Origin of the sequence: Streptomyces sp. NPDC051567 (assembly GCF_044454165.1) — a bacterium.
Taxonomy (GTDB): Bacteria; Actinomycetota; Actinomycetes; order Streptomycetales; family Streptomycetaceae; genus Streptomyces.
Map to the genome: position 1 here is coordinate 198898 of NZ_JBITDK010000007.1, position 9468 is coordinate 208365.

Genomic DNA, 9468 nt, shown 5'->3' on the forward strand with positions numbered 1-9468 from the left:
CTGGCCCCCACCCACCACCACCGGCGCACGACTACTGCGAGTGACCACCTGTTGGGGTGAGTCGCCGACGCCCGGGAACCGGTCCGGAGCCGGGGAGTCCGGAGTCGGCGAGTCCGAAATCGGTCGGTCCGGAGCCGGGGAGTCCGAAATCGGCGCGGGCCTTCTCCACCATCGTCCGGGCGTGCAGCAGGCCGATCCGCTGAAAGGTCGTGTGCAGGTCGTCGAGTGCGGCTGCGGTCTCGGCGGCCGGGCGGCCCGTGCGCGCCAGGGACTTGACGAGGCCGAGCCGGGCCAGCGCCGCGCCCCGCTGCTCGCCCATCGCCTCGAACTCGGCGTGGGCGGCGCGGTAGACGTCCGCCGCCTGCGGATAACGGCCGTCCCGGTAGAGGACGTTGCCGTACATCTTGCGGTTGTACGCCCAGGCGCTGGTCAGGCGCAGTGTCCGGCAGGTGAGCGCGGCGCGGTCGAGGAGTTCCAGCGCCTGCGCGGTACGGCCCTGCTCGGAGAGGAGGTCGGCGATGCCGCGCAGGGCCCAGGCGTGACCGGCCCGGTAGTCCGCCTCGTCCGCCACCTCGGCCGCTTCGTGGAAGAGGGTCAGCGCGTGCTCGGGGGCGCCGGTGTTGCGGTGGATCTGGGCGATGCCGAGCAGGGCCCAGACCGCGTGCTCCGCGTCCCCGCGCGCCCGGGAGAGGTCCAGCTCCTCCTGGTGCAGGGCGAGGACGGCCGGATAGTCGCCGCGGATACGGCCCGTCTCGGCGTATCCCGCCCGCGCGTAGCCCAGTACGTCGGCGTCCCCGCTCCGCCTGGCCCGGCCGACCGCCGCCCGGAGCCAGCGCTGCGACAGGGCGAGCGCGCCGCGCTGGCGGGCCAGGGTGCCGCCGCACCACAGGGCCCAGGCCATGCCCGCGTGGTCGTCGAGCCTGCGGGCGGCCCGGAAGCTGGCCTTCCATGCCCGCTCGGACTCCGCGATCTGCCCGAGCCGGCGGTGGGCCTCGGCGAGGGCGAGTTCGGCGTCCGCCAGCGCGCGCACCGAGCCGGACTCCAGAGCCCGTCGCCGGTGGCGGACCGCGACGTCCAGAACCTGGTCGAAGGGCGAATTGCCCGTCAGCTCCGTACGCAGCGCGCCCCGGTACAACGGGAGCGGGGCACTGTGTCGCGACATCGAGGGATTCTCCCCATTACATGAAGGTCAGGACGGAAAGTGGAGCGAAAACGAAGACGGGAACGGAATACAGGAACAGGAACAGGAACGGGGACGGGGACGGGGACGGGAATGCGTGCGGGGACGGGAGTGGCGGGGGAATGCGGAACGTTCCTGCGGCCCGCACAGCCCACCGCACCGGACCGGCACGCCCCAAGCACGGATGCACACGTACGCGGAGTTCCGCTCACGCCCTTCACGCCCTGAGCACCGGAAGACCGTAGCCGCCCCGCGTGGGTGGAAGGGCCCGACCTGACACATTCCAGCCACCCTCGGCCGGAATTCGGCGCAAACCCTCCCCCGCGCATCGAACGCCTCCCCCTGACCAGCGGTTTCACCATCATCGCGGGTGACGGGCCCACCACAGGGCGGGACAGGACCGGGCCGGTGGTCCGGGTGGCGGCGGAAGAGTGAATTCCGCGTGTTCCACGGGCGCCGGGACACCCGGCTTCACATGATCGTGCACAGGTTCCCGCACCTGGCGGAAGGTGAAAGAGATCAAGGATCGAGGCCCCCGTGCGCGTACGTTTCCCGGTGCCCACCGCCCTGGCCGCCCTGGCCGCCCTGCTGCTGGCACGGCACTGACCGCGCCCGCCGACGCCACCCCCCGGCGGGCGACCGCGCCGGCCCGGGTCGCCGACGCCTGTCCCGGCGGTCAGTGGCAGATCAAGCCGGACAGCCAGAAGTACACGCTGGGGGCGACCTGGGCCAACGCGAGGTGGTTCGTCGAGCAGGGCACGTGGGGCGTATCTGCGGCACGCCGACCAAGGTGTACGAGGGCACGTTCGTGCACTACACGGGCGAGGACCACAAGACGACCGGCTGGGCCGAGGGTTCCGGGGGCACGCGGCTGCGCTTCTTCCAGCTCGGCCACGACTGGTACGAGAACGGCAGGCTGGTCTCGATCGTGGAGTTCCCGGCCGACCGGAAGGAGTGCCCGGCCGACACGCTCTGCCTGTACCGCGGCTTCGACTACGCGGACGGCGGGTACTGGGTCTCCGGCACGCCGAACATCCCCCACCTGGCCTGGTTCGGGTTCAACGACGTCCTGTCGTCCTGGGCCAACAACACCGGCCGGGACTACTGCTGGTACAGCGACAGCGACAGCGACAGCGACAACGACTACGGCGGCAGCCAGCGGCTGATGCACGCCGGTCAGAGCGACCGCGCGCTGACCGGCGAGCACCAGAACGACGAGGCCAGCTCCGTCCGCGCCGCCACGACCGGCGCGGACGGCAGCTCCACCTGCTGACCTGACCGAACCGGCCCCGCGCCCGGGAAGTCCGGCCGGGTGGCGACGGCGGGCTACGCCTCGTACCCGGCCAGGATGCGGTCGGCGGCGTAGTGCGGACACGACGAGCGGTGCCAGGTCACGGTCAGGCACTCCGCGCGGGCGCTGACCGTGCGCGCCTCACCGTCGAACGGGCCCGCCTTGCAGTACGGACACAGCAGGGTCTCCCGCTTCAGTTCCTCGCTCACCCGTCCGCTCCTTCCCCGGCAGGGCGCCTCGGCGCCCGCGCGACCAGCCCTTCGGGCCTCCCCTGCCCCGGAGCCTCCCACGCGCCCCCGCCCCGGCCCAGGGGGACACGGGACACGATCCGGCCCCGGCCCGCGCCCGCCCTTTCCCGGCCCGCCCGGCGGGGGAAGGGCCGCGCGGAGGACCCGGCGCGGCGCGACCCTGCGGACGGCCGTCGTGGTCGTGGTCGTGACCGTGGTGGCGGCGGTGGCCGGACATCCGGGTGTCGCTGGACGGGACGGACGGGCCGGGAGGGCCTGGAGGGCCGCGACCGGACGGCGGCAGTGACGGTGAGGGCACCGGTGACAGCCACGGCGACGGCGCCCTCGTCCACCAGGTGATCCCGCCCGTCCCCCACCGGAAGCCCCCTTCGCGCCGGGAGCCCCTTCGCTCCGGAGAGAAACCTACCGAAGACCCTGCGGCCGACCCTGCTCTTTCGGCCACCGCACATACCCCGCACCACCACGCCCCGGAACCACCCGCAACCTCCCAACCAACCCTCTTGGCAAGGTTTTTGAGTTTCCGTCATGTCACGTTCCACCCGATGGTGGGGCGGCCCTGGCCCCTACGGCGTGTTCCCGGACAGGAGCGGAAGACGGACGACACGATGGCCCCGCACCGAGCCGGTACCCCTGGGGTACCGGTACCCCGGTCCGGTCCGGTCCGGTCCGATCCGCCTCGCCCCCGTCCACAAGGAGCAAGAAGATGTCCGTACGCACCGTTCTGGCCGCCCTGGCTTCGGCCGCCGTCGCGAGCAGCCTCTCCGTGGCCGCGCCGTTGCCCGCCTCGGCGTCCCCCGGCAGCGGGGCCCTGGCGGCCTCGTTCGTCGTCAGCCAGGCGCAGTTCGACACGATGTTCCCGGGCCGGAACTCCTTCTACACCTACAAGGGGCTGACGGACGCCCTGGGCGCCTACCCGGCCTTCGCCACCTCCGGCAGCGACACGGTCAAGAAGCGCGAGGCGGCGGCCTTCCTCGCCAACGTCAGCCACGAGACCGGCGGCCTGAAGTACGTCGTCGAGCAGAACACCGCCAACTACAGCCACTACTGCGACAAGTCCCAGTCCTACGGGTGTCCGGCCGGCACCAGCGCGTACTACGGGCGCGGGCCGCTCCAGCTGAGCTGGAACTTCAACTACAAGGCCGCGGGCGACGCCCTCCACATCGACCTGCTGAACGACCCGTACAAGGTGGAGAGGGACCCGGCCGTCTCGTGGAAGACCGGCCTGTGGTTCTGGAACACGCAGAAGGGCGCGGGCACCATGACCGCGCACGACGCGATGGTGCAGAACAGGGGGTTCGGGGAGACGATCCGCAGCATCAACGGCGCCCTGGAGTGCAACGGCAAGAACCCCGACGAGCGCCAGGACCGCATCAACCTCTACAAGAAGTTCGTGGGCGTCCTGGGCACCGACGCCGGGGGCAACCTCTCCTGCTGAGGCGGTAGCCGTACGCCCGGCCCCCGCGGCCGGGAACGGCGAGGGGGGCGGGCCACACCCACCCAGTACGTCCCGCCCCCTTCGCTTGACCGGGCCGGGCCGGGCCGGGCGTGAGGTCAGGGCAGCGGGCCGTAGAGCACGTTGCCCGCCGCGTCCGCCGCGTCGCTCATGCAGTAGTCACGGAACGCCGAGAGCAGCTCGCTCACGTCCAGCGTGCCGCTGCCGTCCGTGTCCAGGAGCCGGAAGGCGGTGGCGCGGTTCTCGTCCTGGGTGCGGAGGACGCGCTGCCGGGTCTGGAACTCCTTCTCGTCGACGACGCCGACGGTATCGGTATCGGTGTCCGTGTCCGTGTCCGTGTCGGTATCGGTATCGGTGTCGGTGTCGAGCAGGTCGCAGATGGCGCGGATCAGCGGTGCGAAAGCGGTCTCGAAACCGGCGTCGGAGCCGATGAAGGCGCCCTTCATGCCCGCGCCGTACTCCGCGCGGCCGAGCCGCCTGCCCCGTCCGCGTCGGCCAGGCGGTGGTCGGGCGGAAGGCGGCCCCAGGCGGGCTGGACCCGCCGGGCCAGGCGCAGGGCGGTACGGGCCTGCGCCTCGGTGGAGGCGGCGCCGGCGCGGCCGTGGTCGAGGCGGGCCTGGAGCGCCATGCCCTGGTAGAGGTCGGCGAGCATGGCGCCGGTACGGGGCCAGTGGACCCGGCGCGAGCCGGGCTCGGCCCGGTCGCCGAGGAGTACGGGGCAGGAGAGCGCGGGCCGATCATCGAGCTATCGGGCTCGTGGCGGACGACCGCAGGCCATCCGGCCGTACCCGGACCGGCTTCGCCGGAACGAGTGGAGTGTGCGGTCGGCCGAAAGCCGCCTTGTGCCGGGGGCTGCCGGAACACAAGAGGCCCGGGGACCGGCGGCGGCGGGAGGCCCTCCCCGTCACGGGCAAGGTCATGGTCATGGTCACGCTCCCCGTCACGGTCACGGTGTGGGCGTACGGGGCCACGCGGGCCGGTGCTCGCGCACGGCGACCGCGCGAGGCTCCGCAGACGGCCGGGCCGGCGCCGGGCAGCCGGGCGGGCGCGCACGGAACCGCCGGGCTGGGGGCGCGGGGCGACCGGGCGGAGGGATCGTTTCTCCGCTGGCCGTCCTCCCGCGCATACCGGCCACGGCACCGCGGGCCCGGTCGTCGCTCGTTCGGGTCGTCCTCACTCAACTGGCCTATGGGGCAACGGATTTCAGGCGGCGTCGCTGCGATGATCCCCCTCGCCCGGCGGCCCTGCCGCCCCGTTCCCAGAGAGGCCCCCGATGACGTCCGAAGCCTGGCTCCCCCGCATCACGGCGATCTTCCGCTCCTACGACCTGGACGGGGACGGCCAGCTCGGCCGTGACGACCTGATCGCGTACGCCGGACGGATCGCCGAGAACCTCACCGACCCCGGCGACACCCGGCGCCGCGCGGCCCTCTACGACGTGTACGCGGAGCTGTGGACCCAGCTCGCGGCCGTCTCCGACACCGACCGGGGCGGGCGGATCAGCGAGCAGGAGTTCGTCGCCGCGACCGCCCGCGGGGCCTTCGACGCCGACCCGCACTTCCGTGACTCCACCCTGCGCGCCCTGGACTGCCTGGCCGACGCCCTCGACCGGGACGGCGACGGGACCATCGACCCGGCGGAGTACGAGCGGATCTTCGGCGCCACCGGCCTCGACCGTGACACCTCCGCCCTCGCCTTCGAGACCGTCGACGCCGACGGCGACGGCCGCATCACCCGGGCCGAACTGCGGGCCGCCGCCGTGCACCTGTACCCGCTGGCCGACCCGGCGTGGCTGACCGGGGACACCGCCCCGGCCGGGGGGCCGCGCGGGATCGCGCTGGTCGCCCACGACACCCGCAAGGCCGACCTGCTGGCCTGGACCGAGCGCCGGGCCGCCGAGCTCGGACGGCACCGGCTCTACGGCACCGGCACCACGGGCACGCTCATCAACCGGAAGCTGGGGCTCCCGGTCATCCCGCTGCGCAGCGGCCCGCTCGGCGGCGACCAGCAGATCGGCGCGCTCGTCACGAGCGGCGACATCGACCTCCTGATCTTCTTCTACGACCCGCTCAGCGCCCACCCGCACGGTGACGACGTCCGCGCCCTGATCCGGCTGGCGGCGCTCGCCAACATCCCCATCGCCCTCAACGCGGCCACCGCCGACGCGCTGATCGCCAGTGTGGGCGCGCAGATCCCCGGGCAGTCGGCGGCGCCCGTGCCCGCGTCGCAGGCATCGTCGGACGTGTCGTCGGAGGCGTCCGTCCCCGCCTGAGCCGCCACGCCCGGGAAACGGGCCCGGTGGCTTCTCCCTGCCCCGGGCCGTCCTCGTACCCACCCCCTCCCGGCCGGTCCGGTCCGCACCGCACCGGTCCGGTCCGGTCCGGTCCGCACCGGTTCAGTCCGCCGCGTCCGCGAGGCGGCGCAGCAGGGGGCCCGCCGCGAGGAGGCGGCGGACCTCCTGCGGCCGCAGCGCGGCGAGGCGCCGGGAGAACTCCTCGGACTCGCCGCGCGCGACGACGGCCAGGACGGCGGCGCCCCGCTCCGTGGGCAGAACACGGCTGGCCCGGCCGTCCGCCGGGTCGCGCTCGCGGCGGATCAGGCCCGCCGCCTCCAGGACGAGGACGGCGGAGGTGGCGGTCGGCTGGGAGCAGGGCACCCAGCCCGCGATCTCCCCGATGCGGGCCTCGCCCCGCTGCGCCAGCAGGGCGAGGACGGCGATGTGGGTGGGCCGCAGACCTCCCGTCCTGGCGGCCCCACGCAGACTCCGGGTCAGCCGGTGGAGGGAGATCACCCATTCCAGTGCCTCTTCGTCACCCACCGCCGCCGCCCGGCCCGTCACTCGCCCCGTCGCGCGTTCCATCACTCGGTCCGGGCCGGTCAGGAGAGCTGGACGGTGGGCGAGTACATGTCCAGCCAGACGGCCAGGTCCAGGGCCCTTTCGAGGCCGCGCCGGGACGCCTGGGTGATCTGCGGGGCCTCGTGGTCGGCGGCCCGCCGGAGCCGGTCGCGGTCGACCAGGCCGAAGACGGGGTGCGAGGGCCGGGCGAGGAGTTCCCTGGCCTGTTCCTGGAGCGCGACCGCGTACCCCGGGTCCTGGGTGGACGGGTAGGGGCTCTTGACCCTGTCGTACACCGACCGTGGCAGGAGGTCCGCGGTGGCCTCGCGCAGCAGGCTCTTCTCCCGTCCGTCGAAGGACTTCAGCGACCAGGGTGTGTTGTAGACGTACTCGACCAGCCGGTGGTCGCAGAAGGGCACCCGCACCTCCAGTCCGACCGCCATGCTCATACGGTCCTTGCGGTCGAGCAGGATCCGGACGAAGCGGGTCAGGTGCAGGTAGCAGATCGTGCGCATCCGGAACTCGAAGTCGCTCTCCCCGTCGAGCCGTTCCACCTCCCCGGCCGCGCGGTCGTAGCTGTCCTGGATGTAGGTGTCCAGGTCAAGGGCGGTGGTGAGCGCGGGATCGAGGATGTCGCCGTCGTCGCCGAAGTCCCTCTCGAAGCCGACGAGCCACGGGAAGGTGGTGGCCCGGCGGGCCTCCTCGTCGAAGAACTGCTTGTACCCGCCGAAGACCTCGTCGGCCGATTCGCCCGAGAGGGCGACGGTGGAGTGCCGGCGGATCTCCTTGAAGAGCAGGTAGAGCGAGGTGTCCATGTCGCCCATGCCCGAGGGGATGTCCCGGGCCCGGATGACATGTGCGCGGATCTCCGGATCGGCCAGGGCGGTGGAGTCCAGCACGATGTCCCGGTGTTCGGTGCCGGAGGCGCGGGCCAGGTCGTGCACGTACGGGGTGTCGGGGGTGGCGCGCAGCTCGTCGGCCACGAAGTTCTCGGTGCGGCCGACGAAGTCGACGGCGAAGCTGCGTACGGTCTCACCCCGTTCGGCCAGTTGCCGGGCGGCCAGCGCGGTCATGGCCGAGGAGTCCAGGCCGCCGGAGAGCAGGGTACAGCGCGGCACGTCGGAGACGAGCTGGCGGCGGACGATGTCTTCGAGCAGGTCACGGACGTGTGCGATCGAGGTGTCGCGGTCGTCGGGGTGGGCGCGGGTGCGCAGTGACCAGTAGACGTGCCGGCGCAGTCCACCGCGGTCGACGGTGACGACCGTGCCCGGCTCGACCTCGTACATGCCCTCCCAGACGGCGTGGCCGGGGGTCTTGACGAAGGCGAAGAGTTCGCGGAGACCGTCGAGGCCGACCTTCCGTGCGGCGAGCGGGTTGGCCAGGATCGCCTTCGGCTCGGAGCCGAACAGGACGCCGTCGGGGGTGGGGTAGTAGAAGAACGGCTTGATGCCCATCCGGTCGCGGATCATGACGAGCCGCTGGAGCCGCTCGTCCCAGATCGCGCAGGCGCACATCCCGTTGAGCCGTTCGGCGACGCCCGCGCCCCACTCCAGGTATCCGTGGAGGACGACCTCGGTGTCGGAGTCGGTGGTGAAGCGGTGGCCCCGGGAGGCCAGCTCCTCGCGCAGTTCGGTGAAGTTGTACGCCTCGCCCGAGTAGACGATGACGACCGGGCTCCCGTCCGGCCGCTCGGCGGTCATCGGCTGGAGCCCGCCGGGCAGGTCGATGACGGCGAGGCGGCGGTGGCCGAGGGCGGCGGGCCCCCGTACCCAGGTGCCACGGGCGTCGGGCCCGCGGCAGGCCATCGTCTCGGTCATCGCGTCCACCGTCTCCTGCGCGGAACGAAGGTCACGGTCGAAGGAGATCCATCCGGCAATGCCACACATGCCCTGTCCTCCTGTCAGAGGTCCTGGCGCTGACGTCGTCACCGGTTCCGACGCCGGATACAGGGCGTCCTGACGGAATACCGGTCGCCGTGGACGCGCCGTGAACACGCCACACATTCATTGCATCGAGCATCTGTTGTATCAAGCACCTATATAGAGCGTCGTCCTCGGGCACCGCTCCGTCAACCCGCGTGGAATCCGCCCCTCCCGCCCGCAGGTCCACCTGCCCGGCCCCCGGGAACCGCCGGTACGAGGCCCTGAACTGCGGATCTCCGGCGCCCCGAAGCCTGCCAGGGCCGCGGTGCGGGCGGCGGGATGGGGTGTGCCATACCCGGGCGTGGGAGAGGTTTTACCCGTACGCGGTGAAGCGGGCGGCGGGCCGGGGTCAGGGCTGGGGCCCGGGGGGTCCGGCCGGTGGGCGGGGCGGTGGGCGGGGCGGTGGGCGGGGCGGTGGGCGGGTGGGCGAAACGGGTGATCGTCTCACCGAACACCAGCCCAGCACCTGTACAAATCCTCCCCAAGGCGACGACCCGTCAGAGTCTCCGCGGCGGGCGTGGAAGGGGGCCGGGAGGCA

The 9468-nt window shown here is 72.7% G+C and carries 9 protein-coding genes; 3 read left to right on the forward strand and 6 right to left on the reverse strand.

Annotated elements, in window-relative coordinates; translation table 11 throughout:
* Positions 1-31: 31 nt before the first annotated feature.
* The gene (locus tag ACIA5F_RS11390) at positions 32-1162 is read right to left on the reverse strand and encodes a tetratricopeptide repeat protein (protein WP_399351656.1); all 1131 of its coding nucleotides are present in this window, start codon (positions 1160-1162) and stop codon (positions 32-34) included.
* A 778-nt stretch (positions 1163-1940) separates the two neighbouring features.
* Here ACIA5F_RS11390 and ACIA5F_RS11395 point away from each other — a divergent pair.
* On the forward strand, positions 1941-2453 hold the full coding sequence (locus tag ACIA5F_RS11395; RefSeq protein WP_399351658.1) for a peptidase inhibitor family I36 protein: 513 nt from the start codon (positions 1941-1943) through the stop codon (positions 2451-2453).
* Between the two features lie 53 nt (positions 2454-2506).
* Here ACIA5F_RS11395 and ACIA5F_RS11400 read toward each other — a convergent pair whose 3' ends face one another.
* Complete coding sequence (locus ACIA5F_RS11400) at positions 2507-2680, reverse strand: hypothetical protein (protein ID WP_399351660.1); 174 nt, start codon at positions 2678-2680, stop codon at positions 2507-2509.
* Between the two features lie 742 nt (positions 2681-3422).
* Here ACIA5F_RS11400 and ACIA5F_RS11405 point away from each other — a divergent pair.
* Positions 3423-4154: a chitinase gene (locus ACIA5F_RS11405; RefSeq protein ID WP_399351662.1), complete on the forward strand. Its 732-nt coding sequence runs from the start codon at positions 3423-3425 to the stop codon at positions 4152-4154.
* Between the two features lie 116 nt (positions 4155-4270).
* On the opposite strand, the gene ACIA5F_RS11410 is transcribed toward ACIA5F_RS11405, so the two are convergent.
* Both ACIA5F_RS11410 and ACIA5F_RS11415 read right to left on the reverse strand, forming a co-directional pair.
* The gene (locus tag ACIA5F_RS11410; protein ID WP_399351664.1) at positions 4271-4618 is read right to left on the reverse strand and encodes a hypothetical protein; all 348 of its coding nucleotides are present in this window, start codon (positions 4616-4618) and stop codon (positions 4271-4273) included.
* Positions 4615-4824, reverse strand: coding sequence for a hypothetical protein (locus ACIA5F_RS11415; RefSeq protein WP_399351666.1), 210 nt, complete (start codon positions 4822-4824; stop codon positions 4615-4617). The genes ACIA5F_RS11410 and ACIA5F_RS11415 overlap by 4 nt, the downstream gene beginning before the upstream one ends.
* Positions 4825-5445: 621 nt before the next feature.
* On the opposite strand from ACIA5F_RS11415, the gene ACIA5F_RS11420 reads away from it, so the two are divergent.
* Complete coding sequence (locus ACIA5F_RS11420; protein ID WP_399351668.1) at positions 5446-6444, forward strand: methylglyoxal synthase; 999 nt, start codon at positions 5446-5448, stop codon at positions 6442-6444.
* A 123-nt stretch (positions 6445-6567) separates the two neighbouring features.
* On the opposite strand, the gene ACIA5F_RS11425 is transcribed toward ACIA5F_RS11420, so the two are convergent.
* Together ACIA5F_RS11425 and asnB are read right to left on the reverse strand one after the other, a co-directional pair.
* A complete protein-coding gene (locus ACIA5F_RS11425) occupies positions 6568-7032 on the reverse strand; it encodes a MarR family winged helix-turn-helix transcriptional regulator (RefSeq protein ID WP_399351670.1) in 465 nt (154 codons plus the stop codon).
* A gap of 17 nt (positions 7033-7049) precedes the next feature.
* A complete protein-coding gene (gene asnB, locus ACIA5F_RS11430) occupies positions 7050-8894 on the reverse strand; it encodes an asparagine synthase (glutamine-hydrolyzing) (RefSeq protein ID WP_399351672.1) in 1845 nt (614 codons plus the stop codon).
* Positions 8895-9468: the final 574 nt, after the last annotated feature.

Excerpts from the sequence above, each read along its gene's own strand:
- ACIA5F_RS11390 (WP_399351656.1), bottom strand. The coding sequence starts at position 1,162 with ATGTCGCGACACAGTGCCCCGCTCCCGTTGTACCGGGGCGCGCTGCGT.
- ACIA5F_RS11405 (WP_399351662.1), top strand. The coding sequence starts at position 3,423 with ATGTCCGTACGCACCGTTCTGGCCGCCCTGGCTTCGGCCGCCGTCGCG.
- ACIA5F_RS11410 (WP_399351664.1), bottom strand. The coding sequence starts at position 4,618 with ATGAAGGGCGCCTTCATCGGCTCCGACGCCGGTTTCGAGACCGCTTTC.
- ACIA5F_RS11415 (WP_399351666.1), bottom strand. The coding sequence starts at position 4,824 with ATGCTCGCCGACCTCTACCAGGGCATGGCGCTCCAGGCCCGCCTCGAC.
- ACIA5F_RS11420 (WP_399351668.1), top strand. The coding sequence starts at position 5,446 with ATGACGTCCGAAGCCTGGCTCCCCCGCATCACGGCGATCTTCCGCTCC.
- ACIA5F_RS11425 (WP_399351670.1), bottom strand. The coding sequence starts at position 7,032 with ATGGAACGCGCGACGGGGCGAGTGACGGGCCGGGCGGCGGCGGTGGGT.
- asnB (WP_399351672.1), bottom strand. The coding sequence starts at position 8,894 with ATGTGTGGCATTGCCGGATGGATCTCCTTCGACCGTGACCTTCGTTCC.